Raw genomic sequence first — 17826 nt, forward strand, 5'->3', positions numbered from 1 at the left:
TTATCCGATCTCGTAAGGCGGATATACCTACGGATGATTGAAGGCGCTGGAGAACGTCCTATCGTACTCCCTATGGCATCAGAGATGGTGCACAGGGGAGCATGGAATGCGGCCGCAAGAAATACTTATCGGAATTGTCGATGACGATGCAGAGATTCCCGCCGCCTTAAGCAGTCTTGTCCGCTCTCTGGGATATCGCGTGGAATGCTTCACGTCGGCAGAACAGTTCCTGGGATGCGCGGATCTGAGCGGTTTTTCCTGCGTCATCAGCGACATTCATATGCCGACGATGAACGGACTGGAACTGGCGCGCCGGCTACATGAGCTTGCGAAGGGCCTGCCGGTCATCCTGATGACCGGACGCAGCGATCCCGGCCTTGAAGAGCAGGCTTATGAGAGCGGCGCCGCGTCGTTCGTTACCAAGCCATTCACCTTCGAGGACCTCACCCAAAATCTTTGCAAGGCGCTAGAGGCAACAGCCTCAAGTCTACGACGGAACGGCCATTTCCTTTAGTAGCTCTCCCATTTGATTTATTGAAATGTTGCGCCACCCCGCTCGTCAATGCTGCCCTTGAATAGCGAAGGACGGCGCATCACCTGATACTTTGATTTCAATCTGTCGCACTGACAGCCCCTCGCTATTTTGCAGCCGCTGCCGGTCCTCAAAGGGACGCCTTCTGCGTCCGAGGAGATTTTCATGGGCTTCATTGATCGTGACATCCAGCCGTCGTCCGATGCCGAACTGCTGGATGCCTATTCTTCGTCGGTCTCCGCCGCAGTCGACCTGGTCGGCCCGGCGGTCAGCCGCATCGAACGCATCGGGGGACGTTCTGGCCACGGATCCGGTTTCGCGATCTCGCCCGACGGCCTGATCGTCACCAACAATCACGTCGTGGACGACGCCAAGACGGTTCGGATCAGGACGCCGGCCGGGGCGGCCGTGGAGGGCAGGGTCCTGGGGCGCGATCCCGACACCGACCTTGCGTTGATCCGTGCCAACGACTGGTCGGGAGAATGGGCCAAGCTAGGGGATTCGAAGAGTCTGAAGCGCGGTCACATCGCCATCGCCATCGGCAATCCATTGGGTTTCGAGTGGACAGTCACGGCGGGCATCGTTTCCGCGCTCGGCCGCTCGATGCGCGCCGCCAGCGGCCGGCTGATGGAAGACATCATCCAGACAGATGCGGCTCTCAATCCCGGCAACTCCGGAGGGCCTCTCGTGTCGTCGGCCGGTGAAGTCATCGGCGTGAATACCGCTGTCATCCAGGGCGCCCAGAGCATTGCATTCTCCGTCGCATCGAATACCGCAAGGCATGTGGTTTCGGAACTGCTGCGGTTCGGCCGTGTTCGAAGAGCCTATATCGGCATCGCAGCCGACACCGTGGACCTGCAGCGCCGGATCGCGCTTGAAGCAGGCGTCACACAACAGACCGCCGTCAGGCTCCGCCGCGTCGAGCCGGAAAGTCCGGCCGAAAAGGCAGGGCTGCAGGAAGGCGACTATGTCCTTGCGATCGACGGCCATCCTGTTTCCGGCATAGACGATGTCGTCAGGCTCATGGACGGAGAGAGGATCGACGAGGATAGCGAGTTCCTGATTTTCTCAGTGCTCGGCCGCATCGAAAAGCGCATCGTCCGTCCTCAGGCATGGAAAGAGTAGCGACACCGGAGGTTTAGAAACTTACGGCATCCGGCTGATTCGGCGAGATGGCCATGATACGGTCACTTTCGCAAGCGACCGTTCACCTATGGATAAGCTGGGGAGGCCTCCATGAATGATCGTCTCAACCGCTATGTGGAGATCACCAGTCGCATAAAGTGTGGCAGGAGGTTCTGCGAGTTCCTGGAATCTGGCGGAACGGTCTGGGATCAGCCGGTCGGATCGTCATGGCGGAACGTTACCGCCGAGGCGATCGAGAGGGAACGCCTCACCGTCGAGCGGCTTGAACGCGTTCGGTCCCGGCTCTATCCCGATCTGATCGTCAAAGAAGTAACGATTTATAACCATTGACCCATGTGGGCGGTGTAGGCCGCCGGGGATCAAGTCCTGCGACGCCCCTCCAGTTACAACGAACGGACTTCGCGACCCGAGGAGTTCTGAGTCTGCGGGGGATGTTTGTAAGCTCCCGTACCGTCGCTGATTTCATGCATCTTTTAGATTCCACGCGCGTTCTTCTGTCACCGCGATCACAGGAGATACCATCATGACCAAGCGCGAACGCCTCGAACCGGGAAGCGATATGGGCTGCGTTCTGCACGCCCGCCGCGCTGACAAGCACTAGGGAGGCATGTAACCCATGAGAAACCCCACAGCTTTCAAGACGGAGGCCGAACTGCAGGCCTATCTCGCCCAGCGCGAAGCCGAAGCTCCTGCTGAGGACGCCATCCCGATCCCGCTGAATGACATCGATCAGCCGGATGAAAATAGCCTGCAGAACCTACAGGATGAACTCGCCAGTCTTCGCGTGCAGCTGGCGACCATCAAGCGGCAGGCCCGCAACACCCTGAGGGCGAGTGCCACGCGGTTCGACACCAGTGCGCACGAGCAGCTCGGATCATATCCTTGGGCGAAGCTCGCGGCAGCGATGGCAGGAACATTCCTGATCGGGCGCCTCCTGAGCAGGCTGCCGGTCGGAGCAATTGCCACAGCGGCAATGCCGTTGATCGCCGGTGAACTCAATGCACGGGGGCGCCGCCATGGCAGAAGATAACGGCATCGGCAAGCCAATCCCGAAGGGCGTCGTCGACGTGGAGCACGATTTCGTTGGCGTGCAGGCGAACGATCCCAACCATCAGAGGCAGGTCGCGAAGCTGAAGAAGCAGGTGGCAACCATGCGGCGGCAGATCGAGGGCAATGCGCCGGCTCGATCCCGGGGCGCGTTATCGGAGTCCTTCTTCTTCGCCTTCGCTGCGACGCTGGGAGTCGTCGCAGCGACCGCGTTCCTGCGTCCGCGAAAGACGGCGGCCATGCCCGTGGAAGCATTGCTTTCGCGGTACCGCCACCGGATCGAAGGCCTCAGGCGATACTCATAAAGCAACCGCTGGTGCCGCTGCCAATCGGTTCGGAGCGCCAATCGATGAGGCGCGCCAAGCACTCTGACGGCGCGGTCCCCGGCGCAGACAAGTTCGAGGCCGCAAGCCTGGTCAGCTTCCTTACGCTGGTAAAATCGGCTCGCGTGATTCCGTTCTGCGCTCTTTGCGCAACGACTCGGAGTGCTTGTTTAGTTAATCCGCGATCCGGCACAAGGCGGATCCCTGTTAACCCTTGCATGGGAAACGGCGGATTCGCGGAAAACCCTTGCGTGGCAGGCCTTTCAGCAGAATTCGCAGATGATAATTTTGGTCCGTGAGGTCGGTCTTTTCCTCCTCTGTTTACCATTTATTAACCATGGCACTGGTACGTAAGGACAACCATTCCTTAACATAGATGACCAAAGTGCTAACAGACGCTCGCTCTATCCGTATCAAGGGCCGCTCCTTTCTGGCGGTCATGCTTTCGCCCGATCTGCCCTTCGATGATTGGTTGGTCAGGCTAGATGATCTCGCCGCCCGTTCGGCGGGGTTTTTCCTGGGGCGGCCGGTCGTGCTCGACGTGACGGACCTGCCGATCGACCGGGTGCAACTGAAGGAGCTCATTGCGGAGCTTGCAGGGCGGAACGTCAGCATCATGGGTATCGAGGGCGCGCGTCCGTCGATGCTTGGACCGGGCATGCCTCCGTCGCTGAAAGGCGGGCGGCCCGTTTCCGACATCGAGGTTCCCGCACAAGAGCCAGCACAGGAGCCGGTGGCCGAGACGCGAAGCAATAGGAGCGCGACGGAGAGCCGTTCGCCGCTGCAGTCCATCGTGCTCAGGGAACCCGTGCGTTCCGGTCAGTCGGTCATCTTCCCGGAAGGGGACGTCACGGTCATCGGATCGGTTGCCTCGGGGGCGGAAATCATCGCCGGCGGGTCGGTCCATGTCTATGGGACGCTGCGCGGGCGGGCCATGGCGGGGTCGGTTGGAAATGCCTCCGCGCGGATATTCTGCCGGAAGCTTGAAGCTGAACTGGTTGCAATCGACGGCATCTACAAAACGGCGGAAGACATGGCCCCGAACCTTCGCGGACAATCTGTCCAGCTCTGGCTCGACGGCGATTCGATCATGGCGGAAAAACTTATCTGAGCCGAGAGGCCAGGACACAGGAGAGCAAGATGGGGAAAGTCATCGTAGTCACTTCAGGCAAGGGCGGAGTTGGCAAGACAACCTCCACCGCCGCCTTGGGCGCCGCTTTGGCGCAGAGAAACGAAAAGGTGGTCGTCGTCGATTTTGACGTCGGCCTGCGGAATCTGGACCTGGTCATGGGTGCGGAGCGAAGGGTCGTCTACGATTTGATCAACGTCATACAGGGTGACGCCAAACTCTCCCAGGCGCTGATCCGCGACAAGCGGCTCGAGACGCTGTTCTTGCTGCCGGCATCGCAAACCAGGGACAAGGATAACTTGACGCCCGAGGGTGTCGAGCGCGTCATGAACGACTTGAAGCGCCATTTCGACTGGATCATTTGCGACAGCCCGGCTGGGATTGAACGCGGCGCTACGCTCGCCATGCGCCATGCGGACACGGCGGTGGTCGTAACCAACCCCGAAGTCTCGTCGGTTCGCGATTCCGACCGCATCATCGGTTTGCTGGACTCCAAGACCCTCAAGGCCGAGCGCGGCGAGCGGATGGACAAGCACCTACTGCTGACCCGCTACGACCCCAGCCGGGCCGAACGCGGCGATATGCTCAAGGTCGACGACGTCCTGGAAATCCTTTCCATCCCGCTGCTCGGCATCATTCCGGAAAGCACGGATGTTCTGCGTGCCTCTAATATCGGCGCCCCCGTCACTCTGGCCGACAGCCGCTGCGCGCCCGCGATGGCTTATTTCGACGCAGCTCGCCGGCTGGCCGGCGAGGATCTGCCCGTCACGATTCCCGGCGAAAAACGGGGTCTGTTCGGCAAGATTTTTGGACGGAGGGCTGCCGCATGAGCCTCTTCAGCTTCCTTGGGAAAAAGAGAACTGCACCGGCAGCGCGTGAACGCTTGCAGGTGCTCCTGGCGCATGAACGCTGCTCGACAAGTTCAGATCTCGTAGCGCTGCTGCGCGAGGAAATCCTTGCGGTGATCGCCAAGCACGTGAAGGTCGAGAGTGACAGGGTGCGTGTAAAGATGGACCGCGATGAGCATATGTCGATCCTGGAGATCGATGTCGAGATACCCTTGAACGCGACCGGGCTCGCCGCTTGACATAGGCTGAATGACGTTTCTGAGGGGCGGGGAGATCAATCCCCGCCTCTTTTCGTTTGGGAGTGTGCAGGAGGAAGGCGTTCAGGTGTCCCCCCTATTTGACCTCTGGCCAGACCTCCTCGTGACCGTGCGGTTTGTGGAGGTGATCGTGACTTGCCGATAGCTGGCATTTGCGCCCCGCAGCGCGCGGCGGAGGCCGTGAACCTGGTCCAGCAGATGGAGGACCACCGCAATGCCTTCGTCATTCACGCCCATCGGGCCGTTGAGGTCGAGAATGAGCCGCGCTCGCGCGAGATCAATTTTGGAGAGCCGCCAGCCCCCTGAGGTCTGACGCGGCGAAATCCAGCCTGCCTCGACCCAGGCGGTCAGTGTTGCGTGTGTAATTTCGGCCGAGACACAAAACTCCTTGGCAGTCAGCATCACATCCCCATCTTTCGCCGCGGGTCGTAAGCTTGTCCCGGCCATCGCGACAGGAACTCTTCGAGTTCAGAATCGATGGACTCGGGAAGCACCACTTTCAAGGTGATGTACTGGTCGCCGCGCTTGCCGCTCCGTTCGGCGACGCCCTTGCCTTTGAGGCGCAGGACCTTGCCGGTGTTCGATCCCTTCGGGATCGTAACGGAAACCGGACCGGTCGGGGTCGGAACGGGCACCTTGCCGCCAAGAACGGCCTCGTTCAATGAGATGGGTAGTTCAAGGCGAATGTCGTTGCCGTCACGCTCAAAGAACGGATGCGGACGCACGGTAAGTTCGATCAATGCGTCGCCGGGTTCTCCGCCCTGCGGACCGGGTTCTCCTTTTCCCTTCAGGCGAAGCGTTTGACCGTCTCTCGCGCCGGGCGGTATGGCAACGTCGAGGGAGGACCCGTCCGGGAGCGCGATGCGGCGTGTTGCGCCGTTGACGGCGTCGAGGAAGTCGATCTCCAACCGGTAATGCATGTCGGCGCCGCGCCTGCGGAAGCCGCGACGGCCGCCTTGTGAGAAAAAGGACGAGAGGATGTCGTCAGTATCGCCGAAATCGGCGAATCCCGAGGGATCTTCATAGCGTTCGGAGCCTGCGCCTGCCTGCGCAAAATCACGGTAATATTGGCGCGGCGGCCGTTCGGCTCCCGATGCGTCAATCTCGCCGCGGTCGTAGCGCGCCCGCTTCGTTTCGTCGCCGACGATATCGTATGCCCCGGAAAGTTCCTGGAACTTTCGCAGGGCCTCCTTGTCACCCGGGTTCAGATCAGGATGCAGCTTCTTGGCGAGCCGTCGATAGGCTGTCTGAATATCTTTCTGCGATGCATTGCGTGGCACGCCAAGCAGCTCGTAGGGATCGGTACTTGCCATCGCAACAGCTCTCCGCATCCCAAGCCGACAGGCACCGGGTGCCGCAAGGATAATCCGTCGTCGCGCTGCATGAATGACGGTCGTCAACGACTGCGGCTGAACAGCGCAACGTGCGTCAAGCTACACACATTTTGAGAAGGAGAGAAGCCGTGCTCGATGGGACGATGCTGAAAGATATGCCGCCGGCCGCAGCCGGTTGCCGTGGCGCCCGTCAGAGCTATCTTCACAAGAGGGAACGGAAAGCATCACGCGAGGGAGCACAGAATCCCTCGCCAAATGCGGGAGGCAGCCATGATCAGGGTCATTATGGTGCGGCTCGACGGGACGCCGGGCGATAAATTCCGGTTGGGCGCCTGCGAAAGCCTGGCCAAATTGTTTGATGCACATGTCGTCGGCCTTTTTCTGAACATCCTGCCGGAGCCGACATTGGAAGACACCGGAACGACCGTCGAATTCTGGACGCGCGCTCTGGACGAGGCCCGCGAGCGGGGAAAGATGATGCAAGCCGAGTTCACCAACCGGCTGCGGGACATGGCGCGCTCATTCGAATGCCGCCGTTTCGACGTTTACGCCCATGAACAGGCTCGGATCACGGCCCGCGAATGCCGGACCGCCGACGTGTTTGTCGGTCTCCGGTTGACGGACGAAACGCTGGAGCGACGTGACGTTGTCGAGGAAGTGCTCTTCCAATCGGGGAGGCACCTGTTCCTCGTTGCCGACCGGAAGCCTTTCGAACATGGTTTCGAACACGCAGTCATTGCCTGGAACCGAAGCCGGGAAGCCGCTCGGGCCGTCACGGAGGCGTTGCCGTATCTCCTCGTATCCCGTCAGGTCACCGTTGTCATGATCCAGCAAAGGGGCACGCCGGAATTTCCGCCGGAGCAGGAAGAGGAACTCGTGGGATACCTCGATCACCACGGTATCCGAGCCTCCATAAACATCATGAACGAAGGCCGGTTCGATACGACGTCGACACTGCTTCAAGTCGTGCGCGAGCAGAATGCCGATTTGGTGGTGCTGGGCGGCTACGGGCATTCGCGCCTGCGCGAATGGTTGCTCGGCGGTGTTACCTACAAGTTCCTGCGGCAGTCGCCGGTCCCGCTGGTTATCGCACACTGATGGGTGCTGACTCTGTAGTCTTGTACGGAATTGCGTAGCTGACATCAGCCCCTGTGCACGGCGGCAGCTTCGCGCCGGCAAAGGTCCAGCTTTCTGTTCGTCCCAGCGGCAACAGCCGAGGCTCTCCATTAGACAGATCGCCTGTTCGTCGCCCTACGCCACTCATCACCCCCAGATCTCCGTCAGCTGGGCGTCGGGCGGATGTCATCCGCCTGCATGACAGAATACGGCTCGGATGCGTGCGAGGATGCCTCCCGATGAACCCCCAGCCAGGAGGCAGCAATGGACCCCCTAAGTCTGGTCGCCGCACACATGCTCAACCGTCGGCCGCCCCCGAAGATGAACGCCGCGGCCGAGGATCGATATTACAGCGATGATTTCATCATCACCCTATGGCGTCGGCGGCTTCGGCTGCTCGGTCTGATGGCCCCGGCCGCTGGCGTGATCCTGCTGGTGATCGGCATCGTCCAGGTGTGAGATACCGCTATGCCGTCCAAAAGATCGACCGTGCTATATTGCCGGTCCATGGCGATAGGGAACCGCAAGATGGAGGATAGCGAGGCTGATCGGGCGGCAGTCCTGGCGGTGATCCGCGCCGAGACCGAGGCCTGGCTGCAGCGGGACTTCGAGAAGCTCGCGAGCCACTGGGTGCAGTCGCCGCAGACACGGCGAATGGAGGCGTGGACCTCCCTTGGCGTGCGGGTGGACGAAGGCTGGGACGCGATCGCCGCCCGGATCAGGAAGATCGTGGAGCGATTTCCGGAGAAGCACGCCTTCGCGGAGCGGGTCCGCTGGGAAAGGGTCAACATCGTCGTCGACGGGAACGTGGCCTGGGTGACCTTCGACCAGATCGGCAGCGACACCGGCGAGGACCGCAAACGCCAGCTGCGTATTCTTCACCGGGTCGACGGTGCCTGGAAGATCGGCTGCATGGTGATGATGGAGAGCAGCGTCGAGGAGGCGAACTGCCCGCTCATCGAGGTCGATGCGGAGGCGCGGATCCTCTGGACGAACCGTTTGGCGCGCGAGCGGATGCGCAGCCATCCGGGTCTCGCCGCCGCTGCTGGCCGCCTGCGCGCCCGGCAACGCCAACGTGACGCCGCGTTGCGCGAAACGGTGCGCCTGGCGTTCGGCGAGCTGCAGAGCCAGCGCCCGCTGAACGTCGTGCCGAAGCAGGCCTGGGCGGTGGCGCTGGGTGAGGACGAGGCGGGGGCGCCGCTCTATTGCTGGGTCCTGCTCGAGGACGGCAAGGTGCTGATTTCTTTTGACGACGCAAAGATGGTCGAACGCCGGATCGCGAGCGCGCGGGACGTTTTCGGTCTTTCGCCGGCGCAGACCCGACTTGCCCGCTTGATCGTCGATGGGCGCGACCTCGCAGCCGCCTCCGATCTGCTCGGGGTCAGCGTCAACACGCTGCGCACCCAGTTGCAGCGCATCTTCGACAAGACCGGCGCACGCAGCCAGGTCGCCCTGATCCGCACCCTGTTGAGCGCTGAGGCCCCGACCAAATAACGTCGCGTGCTCAGCTGTTGGCGCCTGCCTGCGCGACAAAGATCGGATTTGCCATCTTTCCTTCCAGTGATACTGAATGAGCCGAAGGCCCGCCGAAATTCGAATTGCAAAAGGATTGCTTCATGAGAGATTTTTTTACGCCGGGCCGCGATCCCGCGCTCGCCGGCGAAGCCATGATTGCCACCTCCCATCCGCTCTCGACGGCGGCGGGGCTCGAGATTTTTGCCGCAGGCGGTAATGCCGTCGATGCGGTGATCGCCGCTGTCGCCGTGCAATGTGTCGTCGATCCGCTGATGACCGGCATCGGCGGCGATTGCTTTGCGCTTTATGCGCCTTCTGGCGGGGAGGTGATCGCGCTCAACGGTTCGGGCCGGGCACCGGCGGCGGCAACGGTCGAGCGGTTGAGGTCGGAAGGCCTTTCTGAAATCCCCCGCACCAGCGCCCATGCGATTACGGTTCCGGGCGCCGTCGCGGCCTGGGAAAAGCTGCACCGCGATCATGGCCGGTTGCCCTTCGAACGGCTGCTGTCCCGCGCCATCGCCTATGCGGAGAACGGCTATCCCGTCACAGCGCGCGTCGCCTACGACTGGGCGCGCGAAGCCGAAGCCGTCGCGGGTGATCCGGGTGCGGCTGCCGTCTTCCTGCCCGGCGGCAAGGCTGTAGGCGAGGGAGAGCGCCACGCCCAGCCGGCGCTCGCGCAGCGCCTGAAGGCGATCGCAAAACAGGGGGCGAGGACTTTCTATACCGGCGAGACGGCGGCCGCTTCCGTCGCCTTCCTGAAAAGCCTCGGCGGCCTGCATGAGATGGAGGATTTCGAAAGCGCCGTCGACGGCGCCGACTATGCGACGCCGATTTCGACGCGCTATAGCGGCGTCGACGTGTACGAATGTCCGCCGAACGGTCAGGGCGTTGCCGCGCTGATGATGCTCAACATGCTCTCCGGCTTCGACCTTTCGGAAAAGGTGACGCTTGCCGAGCGCATCCACCTGCACGCCGAGGCGGCCAAGCTTGCCTACTACCACCGCGACGCTCTTGTTTCTGATCCGTCGAGCCTGCCTTATCCCATCGAAACACTGCTCAGCGAAGAGATGGCCGCGGCCCTTCGTGCGCGCATCCGCCCCGACAGGGTGCTGGCGCCGGCGCTCTGGAACGAGCGGGAGCACAAGGACACGGTTTATCTTTGCGCCGTCGACCGCGACGGAAATGCGCTGTCCTTCATCAATTCGATCTTCGATGGTTTCGGCTCGACGCGACTCGATCCGGCGACGGGTATTCTCTTCCACAGCCGCGGTTCTTCCTTCCGCCTGATAGAGGGCCATCCGAACGCGATCGGTCCGCGCAAGCGGCCGATGCACACGATCATTCCCGGCATGGTGCGCAAGAACGGCCGCACGCTGATGCCCTTCGGCATCATGGGCGGCCAGTACCAGGCCGCAGGCCATGCGGCTTTCCTGTCCGGAATGTTGGATCGGGGGCTCAACGTGCAACAGGCGATCGACGCGCCGCGCAGCTTCTCGTTCGACGGCGTCCTCAAAATCGAGCCGACCATTGATCCGGAGACAGCAGCACGGCTCGCGCGGCTCGGCCATAAGCCGCAGACGGCCCCAACCCCCATCGGCGGCGCCCAGGCGATCTTCATCGAGCACGAGCGAGGCCTTCTGCTGGGCGGTTCTGACCAGCGCAAGGACGGCTCTGCCCTCGGTTTCTAGCACGCTGCAAAAACGTTGCCGTTCCGTGGTCAATTCCCGCGGCGCGGCACGTTGGTGGGGAAATTCTCAATGCGGGTTGGCAACCGGCGGCGGAAGGGGCGAATCTGTGTCAACACGATCCGCTTCCGGGTCCGCATCGGGCAAACCTTCGACACGTTCGTCTGCATCTCCGGGATTGGCAGGCGGCTTGCGAGCGTCGCCAAGATTGGAATCAGGCAGTTCGCTGCCGTCTCCGTCGCTCTCGGTCGACTGCGGAATGGGCTTGTCGCTTGCCGGGACCTCGTCGGTGTTTTGATAGCGGTTCTGCGCGCTCAGTGCGGCTCTCCTTGCCGGAGAAGACATCCGTCTCGCCCCATAGTTCAGAGCCAACGATCTATCCGCCGCCGCTGGTGCCGCGTTAACGCTCAGGAAAAATGAGCCGGCTTCGAGTTGTGTAACAATTATCTCCATCGCGGCGTTCGCCTGGCGTTGTGCAGGAGCTCGAAGGCTGTTGCGAATGGTCCGAACAATAGAAGCAGCCTGGCTTCCTCGTCAGTGTCGAGTCTGTGTCTCGCGCAAAATTCGGTCACTGACCAGACTTGGGTTGCAGCTTCCGTCGTGGCTTCCTGCGGCTCGATGCGCTCCATAACAATCCTCCCCTGGTATAGGAGGGATAATACTAAAGTCTAATTTAGAAGAAAATCAAATAGGGGCTGTAGCGGATTTTTACGATCGAGGCGTCTGTTGGCGGGAGTAATTTCCTCGGCTCGCGACGTTCTCTCACCAGGCAGGACTTCACTGCATCCTTGGGCGCGGTATTGATTTTGTGGCGGATCGTAACATGTTCAAGACATTACCGATTCCAATGGAGAATTCGATGCCGAAAACCATGCTCGCCTTTGTCTGCCTTTCGGCGCTCCTGCTTTCGTCGTGCGGCAATACGGCCTGGGGCCTGAAGCGCGACGGACAGGAAGCGAGCCACGCGATGGATGATGCTTCGCACCGCGTGCTGTCAGCTGGCGCGGGGAGACGGCCCTGACGCCGTCCCTCCCTTTGTCTGCTGATCTTATCGCAGCGGCGCAGCCGACGGCGTGATCGCCGCTTGCTTCGGTGAGAAGATGATGAAAGCGAAGAGCAGCACGCCTGCAAAAATGATCAGCGACGCCAAGGCGACGACCGGCTCCAATGCCGTGTTTCCCTTCAGCATCAGATAGAGCACCGGCACCAGCAGAGCGACGCCCGCCGTATAGACGTAATACTGGATCATCGCGATGCGGCGTTCCGCCTTGTTCGGGTTCAGTGCATGATAGCCCCCGAAGAGCGCCATGCTGACCCAGCCCAGGAGATTACAGTGGGCATGGGCGCCGATCACGGAGTAATCCTGCGAGATCGCCATATTTAAACCGATCATAACCCCGACGATGAAAAAGACGACCGCAGTCTTGAAGTAAAGTTCTGCTACTCTCGGCATGAGAATCCCCCTCTGCTTAGCCGGTTCGTGAAATACCACTTCTTCGTGACTAGGAAAATACTGGTCGCGAAAGCAAGATCCATTTCGGGGAATCAAAGCAATGTTCGGTTCTGCAGCTATTTCTCTCATGACTAAAATCGTTGTTCGAGAAATTTGACCGTCTGATTATGGTTAATTTTTAACTATCTCCGCGTATGAGGAGGATACGAGCAATGCTGTCCGTCGAGGCAACGAATAGGAGGACGTCCATGTTTTTAAAGATCTTTCTCGCCAAGCCGGAAGTAGAAACCGATGACACCGGCACCTACGCGGACGGTCTTTTCGAATCCAATCGCATCGATTTCAGCGCGCGCCGCGACGGCCGCTATCGTTCTTCACATGAGCGCGATTATGGCCCGGGCCGCAAAATCGCGGAGGTGCCGCCGCTCGGTCTCGCCTGAGCCGGTTCAGGCGGTCTTTTCCGTCAGGGAGCGGAAGGGAAACTTGCGGCTGCACTCGCAGCGGACGATATATGTTTCCGGAAAATTCGAGTTCTTTTCTTCAAAGAATCCCGCCGGCATGTCGTCGATGCTAAATGCGGGATGCTTGCACGACGGATGGTCGTCCTCCGAAACGTCGGCGATGCCGGTGTTGCCGCATTGCGGGCAGGTCAGCTTCTTCGAATAACGGTCTCGCGCGGCCATCGAACTTCCTTTCATTTCATCGCTTGATACAGCCGAAGGGCGGCGCTTGGAAGACCGTCAAGAGCATTGTCCTGACGTGCAAGCTACCATGGGCTCAGGGCGCCGGTGGTTCGACCTGAGGCGGCTTGGGTGTGGAGCCGGTCGTGGTCTGATCGGGTCCCGGCGAGATTGCTATGGCCCCCGCGATGATCACCACGACGATCGCCCCGGCAACACCCAGCGTCCAGATCAGCCAGCTGCGACGCTCCTGCGCCAGCAACCGGCTTTCTTCTTCTGCGGGGGATGGAGGTATCGATGGCTTGCGCCCTTCGCCCTTGCCTTGATCCGTCATGACAACTCCGCTCTTTTGTCAGGAACAAGCCCCTCCCGTGATTGTTCCGATAAAAGCCGGGCTAAAAAACGTCGGACGGTCGAATTTGAGTGGATGCAAAGCCGCCGGAAGCGGTTTCCGGGAGCTCTGCCGTGGCGGAGACTGGCGCCTGGCTATCAACCGAAACAACGGCAGCAGGAAGCGGCGTGCCGCGCTTCCGCTCACGGGCGAGGGTGAGCAGGCCCGAGCAGATGATCAGCACGATGCCGGCCGCCATCGGCAGGTCGATGGTGTCATCGAAGAGGAGATAGCCGAAGGCGATCGCCCAGATCATCTGACTGTACTGCGGTGGTGCGACGAGACTGGCAGGCGCAAAGCGGGCAGCCGTCATGAGAAGCACGTTGCCGATTGCGCCAAGAATTCCGTAGCTCGCAATGAACAGCCACTCGCGCGGCGTCGGAACAACCACGTTTGAAACCATCAGCAGGCCGCTGAGGGTCAGTGTACCGAGAAGCCCTGCGCCATAAAGCGAAAGGCGCTTTTCGGCTGGGCCCATGGCCCGCAGGATGACAATCGAGATCGCCGCGCTCAGACCGCCGATCGCAGCCGCCAGATGGCCGACCGACAATTCGCGAAAACCGGGCCTCAGCACGATCAGCACACCGATGAACCCGATGATGACGGCCGTCCAGCGCTGCCAGCGCACATCCTCCTTGAGGAAGATGACGGAAAGAATCGTCACGAAGGAGGGGAGCAGGAAGAGAAGGCAGAAGGCTTCCGCCATCGGCAGCTTCGTGAAGGTGATGATCGAGGCCAGAGCGCCGATTGCCCCGCAGATGAAGCGTAGCATCCACAAGGTGCGGTTCGACGTTCTGGCGATATCCAGCCATGAATCATTCCGCGCCTTGATGACCGGCAGGACGACCAGCCCGAAGATGGCGCCGATGAATGCCACCTGATAGGGAGGTATCGCTCCGTGTAGAATTTTGATCGAGGCGTCGCTGAAGGCAAAGACCGCGTAGGCGACGAACGCGACGACGACACCGCGGAGAGGCGAATGGATGGAAGACATGTTCTCGAATCGGATTTGAGGCAGCTTGTCCCCGCATACTCAAAAATCGCCGGGGAAAGGAGAGACGGTTGCGAATAGCTGGCATGCGAATGCGCGATCCGGCCGTTTACTCCAATTCACTGCGAATTTCCGTGCTGTATTCCCGATAGATGCTGAGGCAATCCGTGTAGCTCAGCGAACCGTTGTCGCCATAGATGATATGCACGCTCGATGCATCCGTCGCGGATTGCTCGGACACGAATAGAATTGCCTCGCCGAGCGACTTGCCCGTTATGGACATGTCGGTGCCGTCATCCTGCGTTATTCCCTTGATAATGGCTGCGATCTTGCGATGGCTGAAGACAGCGCGTCGGTCTTCCGGCGTCATTGAAATATCCTCGATTGAATTCCCGCAAGGCGAAATTTCGCCGCCCGTCTACATTAACGTTTGTGAAGCCAATTTGTGCCGTCGATTGATAGGCCATTTCAGCAAATTGGAAATTATGAGCGGCGCTTGGTTGTTTTTGCTTTTCGCTTCGGCACGAGCGGCGTATCAAAGTGCCTCAATCCTGCCTGACCGCGCGATAAGCGGTTCTTTCCGCAATACTCAGTGACGTATCGATGACCGCTGTACAGACGAGTGAAAAGCCGGACGAGGCGGCGAGCGGCCGCCAGGCGAAAATCGTGGCACTGGTGGTCGCCGTATCGTTCTTCATGCAAATTCTCGACGGTACGATCGTCGCGACGTCCCTGCCGCAGATGGCGGTGAGTTTTGGTGTGCAGCCGGTCTCCATGAGCATCGGCATCACCGTCTACATGCTGACGATGTCGGCCTTCATCCCGCTTTCCGGATGGCTCGGCGATCGTTTCGGGGCGCGCCGGGTCTTCCTGGCGTCGATTGCGGTCTTCACCGGTGCTTCGCTCTTTTGCGGCCTATCCGGTAGCCTTGCGGAATTCATCGTTGCGCGTGCGATCCAGGGTGCCGGCGCCGCGTTGATGACGCCGGTCGGACGCATCATCGTCTTGAAGAATGCCCCGAAATCCGAGCTAGTGAACGCGATCGCGCTGATCACATGGCCCGCGCTGACGGCGCCGGTCGTCGGGCCGGTCCTCGGCAGTTTCATCACCACCTATGCAAGCTGGCACTGGAACTTTCTGATCAATATACCGATCGGGTTGCTCGGCATCGCGCTCGTGCTGCGTTTCGTGCCGGAACAACGCGAGGAGGATGCCGGCCCCCTCGACATCCTGGGCTTTATTCTGAGTGGCGCCGGCATGACATTCGTGCTCGCCGCGCTCGAGCTCTCGGTAAAGTGGGAGGGCAGCCTGCTTGCCGTCTTGGCGATGGTTGCGGCGGGTATTGCGCTTTCCGGCATGGCAATCCGGCATTTCCTGCGGGTGAAAAATCCACTGCTCGACCTCTCGGCCTTCAAGGTCGAGACCTTCGCGATGTCGACGCTTTCCGCGGGCACGGCCTGCCGGCTCGCGGTCAACGCCACGCCCTTCCTGCTGCCGTTGCTGTTCCAGCTCGGTTTCGGGCTCGGTTCGATTGCTGCGGGGACATATCTGCTGGTTTATTTTCTCGGCAATCTCGGCATGAAGGTCGTGACGACGCCGTTGCTTGCGCGGTTCGGATTCCGCAATGTTCTCTGTTTCAACGGATTGATTGCCGCTTGTTCTATCATTGCCTGCGGCTTTTTCACGCCGGCTACGCCGCAAACGGTCATCTACGCAATCCTGCTTGTGGCGGGACTTTCGCGTTCGATGCAATTCACCGCGCTGAACACGCTTTCCTTCGCCGACGTCGGTCCGGCGCGGCGCAGTTCCGCGTCGACATTGTCAAGCATGCTGCAGCAGCTCTCCATGCTGCTCGGGGTCGCGGTGGCCGCAGCGGTGCTCAATGTCTCCGTTGCGTTGCGTTCAGCGGCAGAGCCTGCGCTTGCGGATTTCCGCTGGGCTTTTGCTGCAATTGGCCTGATTGGAATCGTTTCATCCTTGCGCTTTCTTAGGCTGCCTGCAGATGCCGGTGCGGAGGTCTCGAAGCACAAGCGGTACCAAAAAACTTGATCTCGGACGGAACTATTCCGGGTCAGGCGCGTTTAGCAGCGGGTTTGCGCATCTTTCCGTTCGCAGTATCTTTTCATCCCGCGAGTTGTCCTGCGGGCAGGGTTATATTGCCGCTATGGTTCCAAATTCGAACTTCCTTCGATTGAAGGTCAGGGGGGCGGAGGCTTCGCCGCCGTTTACGCGCAATGACCGATGCAATACGACATTCGATCGCGGATGCCCTCGCCGCGGGGCCGTTGCGTGGCTGCCTGGCAGCCTCCGGAGGGCGCATGGGTGAAGCTCCCGACGATGCGAAGTCCGAAATCCGCATCCTCTATGTCGACGAGGACGAGATGCTCGGGCTGCTGATGCAAGAACACCTGACCCAGCACGGTTTCGAGGTCGAATGGGTGCAGGATGGTGCCGCCGCGCTGCGACGCATCGCTGACGGCGGTATCGACGCGGTGGTGCTCGATCATACGCTGGAAACAGAACTTGGCCTTGATTTCCTGCCGCAATTAATGGCGCTGCCTGATCGTCCCCCTGTCGTCTATGCGACGGGCGCCAACGACACCGGCATTGCCGTGGCAGCGTTAAAGGCGGGTGCGGATGACTATGTGCTCAAGGGCAGTTCCCCCGACTACTTCGATCTGGTCGCGGCGACGCTGGAACAAAGCCTGGAGCGGGCGCGCTTCCGGCGGGAGACGGCCGAGGCGCAAGAGCTGATCCGCCAGCAGCGGGACCGCGCGGAGCTGCTGCTTGCCGAAGTCAACCATCGCGTCGCGAACAGTCTCGGCCTCGTCGGCGCACTGATCCGCATGCAGTCGTCGATCTTAACGGACCAGGTGGCGATCGACGCGCTGCATGAAACGCAGTCGCGCATCAATGCTATCGCGAGCGTTCACCGGCGTCTTTACGACAGCCGCCAGATCGGCAAGGTCCAGGTTGATGAATATCTCCAGAATTTCCTGAGCGAGCTGGAGGCTTCCATTCGCGACGACAAGCGGCCTCACCGCATCGTGCTGACGGCGGGCCCGATCAATCTGCCGACAGACAAGGTCGTCACGCTTGGCCTTATTGTCGGCGAACTCGTTACCAATGCCTTCAAATATGCCTATCGTGAAGGTGTGCACGGCGAGATTCGGGTTATCGTGGAACGGTTCGATGAGGAGTTGCATCTCGTTGTCGAAGACGATGGCGGCGGCTTCGATCATTCGAGCCCGGCGAGAGGGAGCGGCCTCGGCACGAAGATTCTGACTGCCATGGCCGCAAGCCTGAAGTCGGAACTCACTTATGATCCGGCGTGTCGCGGCACGCGCGCCATTTTGATTTTTCCCGTCAGTTGACCGGT

Annotated in this window: 25 protein-coding genes; 16 read left to right on the forward strand and 9 right to left on the reverse strand. The window is 60.6% G+C overall.

What is annotated here, in order from left to right; all coding sequences use genetic code 11:
- The first annotated feature begins 106 nt into the window (after positions 1 to 106).
- The 8 genes from HGP14_RS16265 to minE all read left to right on the forward strand — a co-directional run bounded on the left by HGP14_RS16265 (position 107) and on the right by minE (position 5264).
- Complete coding sequence (locus tag HGP14_RS16265; RefSeq protein WP_168830905.1) at positions 107 to 514, forward strand: response regulator transcription factor; 408 nt, start codon at positions 107 to 109, stop codon at positions 512 to 514.
- A 183-nt stretch (positions 515 to 697) separates the two neighbouring features.
- Entirely contained in the window at positions 698 to 1657 is a 960-nt protein-coding gene (locus tag HGP14_RS16270) for a S1C family serine protease (RefSeq protein ID WP_168830906.1), read from the forward strand.
- Between the two features lie 111 nt (positions 1658 to 1768).
- On the forward strand, positions 1769 to 2008 hold the full coding sequence (locus HGP14_RS16275; RefSeq protein ID WP_168830907.1) for a hypothetical protein: 240 nt from the start codon (positions 1769 to 1771) through the stop codon (positions 2006 to 2008).
- 286 nt (positions 2009 to 2294) lie between these two features.
- Positions 2295 to 2708, forward strand: a complete 414-nt coding sequence (locus HGP14_RS16280; protein ID WP_168830908.1) for a hypothetical protein — start codon at positions 2295 to 2297, stop codon at positions 2706 to 2708.
- Complete coding sequence (locus HGP14_RS16285) at positions 2695 to 3030, forward strand: hypothetical protein (RefSeq protein ID WP_168830909.1); 336 nt, start codon at positions 2695 to 2697, stop codon at positions 3028 to 3030. Before HGP14_RS16280 ends, HGP14_RS16285 begins: the two co-directional genes overlap by 14 nt.
- Positions 3031 to 3424: 394 nt before the next feature.
- A complete protein-coding gene (minC, locus tag HGP14_RS16290) occupies positions 3425 to 4159 on the forward strand; it encodes a septum site-determining protein MinC (protein WP_168830910.1) in 735 nt (244 codons plus the stop codon).
- Positions 4160 to 4188: 29 nt separating this feature from the next.
- Entirely contained in the window at positions 4189 to 5007 is an 819-nt protein-coding gene (minD, locus tag HGP14_RS16295; protein WP_168830911.1) for a septum site-determining protein MinD, read from the forward strand.
- A complete protein-coding gene (gene minE / locus HGP14_RS16300) occupies positions 5004 to 5264 on the forward strand; it encodes a cell division topological specificity factor MinE (RefSeq protein WP_168830912.1) in 261 nt (86 codons plus the stop codon). The genes minD and minE overlap by 4 nt, the downstream gene beginning before the upstream one ends.
- Positions 5265 to 5345: 81 nt before the next feature.
- On the opposite strand, the gene HGP14_RS16305 is transcribed toward minE, so the two are convergent.
- Complete coding sequence (locus tag HGP14_RS16305) at positions 5346 to 5684, reverse strand: chaperone modulator CbpM (protein ID WP_168830913.1); 339 nt, start codon at positions 5682 to 5684, stop codon at positions 5346 to 5348.
- On the reverse strand, positions 5684 to 6595 hold the full coding sequence (locus HGP14_RS16310) for a DnaJ C-terminal domain-containing protein (RefSeq protein ID WP_168830914.1): 912 nt from the start codon (positions 6593 to 6595) through the stop codon (positions 5684 to 5686). The genes HGP14_RS16305 and HGP14_RS16310 overlap by 1 nt, the downstream gene beginning before the upstream one ends.
- 291 nt (positions 6596 to 6886) lie before the next feature.
- On the opposite strand from HGP14_RS16310, the gene HGP14_RS16315 reads away from it, so the two are divergent.
- The 4 genes from HGP14_RS16315 to HGP14_RS16330 all read left to right on the forward strand — a co-directional run bounded on the left by HGP14_RS16315 (position 6887) and on the right by HGP14_RS16330 (position 10935).
- Positions 6887 to 7714, forward strand: coding sequence for a universal stress protein (locus HGP14_RS16315; protein ID WP_168830915.1), 828 nt, complete (start codon positions 6887 to 6889; stop codon positions 7712 to 7714).
- Positions 7715 to 7996: 282 nt separating this feature from the next.
- On the forward strand, positions 7997 to 8191 hold the full coding sequence (locus tag HGP14_RS16320) for a hypothetical protein (protein ID WP_168830916.1): 195 nt from the start codon (positions 7997 to 7999) through the stop codon (positions 8189 to 8191).
- A 69-nt stretch (positions 8192 to 8260) separates the two neighbouring features.
- A complete protein-coding gene (locus HGP14_RS16325; RefSeq protein ID WP_246704486.1) occupies positions 8261 to 9226 on the forward strand; it encodes a LuxR family transcriptional regulator in 966 nt (321 codons plus the stop codon).
- 122 nt (positions 9227 to 9348) lie between these two features.
- Complete coding sequence (locus tag HGP14_RS16330) at positions 9349 to 10935, forward strand: gamma-glutamyltransferase family protein (protein ID WP_168830918.1); 1587 nt, start codon at positions 9349 to 9351, stop codon at positions 10933 to 10935.
- Positions 10936 to 11001: 66 nt separating this feature from the next.
- Here the strand turns inward: HGP14_RS16330 and HGP14_RS16335 are convergent, their stop codons facing one another.
- Positions 11002 to 11277 carry a hypothetical protein gene (locus HGP14_RS16335; RefSeq protein ID WP_168830919.1) on the reverse strand — a complete coding sequence of 92 codons (276 nt, stop codon included), beginning with the start codon at positions 11275 to 11277 and terminating at the stop codon, positions 11002 to 11004.
- Between the two features lie 98 nt (positions 11278 to 11375).
- Positions 11376 to 11561, reverse strand: coding sequence for a hypothetical protein (locus tag HGP14_RS35530; protein WP_168830920.1), 186 nt, complete (start codon positions 11559 to 11561; stop codon positions 11376 to 11378).
- 230 nt (positions 11562 to 11791) lie between these two features.
- Here HGP14_RS35530 and HGP14_RS16345 point away from each other — a divergent pair, with 230 nt between their 5' ends.
- Positions 11792 to 11953 carry an entericidin gene (locus HGP14_RS16345; RefSeq protein WP_168830921.1) on the forward strand — a complete coding sequence of 54 codons (162 nt, stop codon included), beginning with the start codon at positions 11792 to 11794 and terminating at the stop codon, positions 11951 to 11953.
- Between the two features lie 27 nt (positions 11954 to 11980).
- Here the strand turns inward: HGP14_RS16345 and HGP14_RS16350 are convergent, their stop codons facing one another.
- Entirely contained in the window at positions 11981 to 12385 is a 405-nt protein-coding gene (locus HGP14_RS16350; RefSeq protein WP_168830922.1) for a hypothetical protein, read from the reverse strand.
- 212 nt (positions 12386 to 12597) lie between these two features.
- Here HGP14_RS16350 and HGP14_RS16355 point away from each other — a divergent pair, with 212 nt between their 5' ends.
- Positions 12598 to 12825 (forward strand): hypothetical protein, encoded by a 228-nt coding sequence (locus HGP14_RS16355; protein ID WP_409527083.1) that lies wholly within the window; start codon positions 12598 to 12600, stop codon positions 12823 to 12825.
- Positions 12826 to 12831: 6 nt separating this feature from the next.
- On the opposite strand, the gene HGP14_RS16360 is transcribed toward HGP14_RS16355, so the two are convergent.
- The 4 genes from HGP14_RS16360 to HGP14_RS16375 all read right to left on the reverse strand — a co-directional run bounded on the left by HGP14_RS16360 (position 12832) and on the right by HGP14_RS16375 (position 14817).
- The gene (locus HGP14_RS16360) at positions 12832 to 13068 is read right to left on the reverse strand and encodes a hypothetical protein (RefSeq protein ID WP_168830923.1); all 237 of its coding nucleotides are present in this window, start codon (positions 13066 to 13068) and stop codon (positions 12832 to 12834) included.
- A 94-nt stretch (positions 13069 to 13162) separates the two neighbouring features.
- Positions 13163 to 13399 (reverse strand): hypothetical protein, encoded by a 237-nt coding sequence (locus tag HGP14_RS16365; RefSeq protein WP_168830924.1) that lies wholly within the window; start codon positions 13397 to 13399, stop codon positions 13163 to 13165.
- A gap of 61 nt (positions 13400 to 13460) precedes the next feature.
- Positions 13461 to 14450, reverse strand: a complete 990-nt coding sequence (locus HGP14_RS16370; RefSeq protein WP_168830925.1) for a DMT family transporter — start codon at positions 14448 to 14450, stop codon at positions 13461 to 13463.
- A 106-nt stretch (positions 14451 to 14556) separates the two neighbouring features.
- The gene (locus HGP14_RS16375) at positions 14557 to 14817 is read right to left on the reverse strand and encodes a hypothetical protein (RefSeq protein ID WP_168830926.1); all 261 of its coding nucleotides are present in this window, start codon (positions 14815 to 14817) and stop codon (positions 14557 to 14559) included.
- A 233-nt stretch (positions 14818 to 15050) separates the two neighbouring features.
- Here HGP14_RS16375 and HGP14_RS16380 point away from each other — a divergent pair, with 233 nt between their 5' ends.
- Both HGP14_RS16380 and HGP14_RS16385 read left to right on the forward strand, forming a co-directional pair.
- Positions 15051 to 16496, forward strand: coding sequence for an MFS transporter (locus tag HGP14_RS16380; RefSeq protein ID WP_168830927.1), 1446 nt, complete (start codon positions 15051 to 15053; stop codon positions 16494 to 16496).
- A 269-nt stretch (positions 16497 to 16765) separates the two neighbouring features.
- The gene (locus tag HGP14_RS16385; protein WP_168830928.1) at positions 16766 to 17821 is read left to right on the forward strand and encodes a sensor histidine kinase; all 1056 of its coding nucleotides are present in this window, start codon (positions 16766 to 16768) and stop codon (positions 17819 to 17821) included.
- Positions 17822 to 17826 lie beyond the last annotated feature (5 nt).

The sequence above is a fragment of the Rhizobium sp. P32RR-XVIII genome, from assembly GCF_012641395.1.
Classification (GTDB): Bacteria; Pseudomonadota; Alphaproteobacteria; order Rhizobiales; family Rhizobiaceae; genus Rhizobium.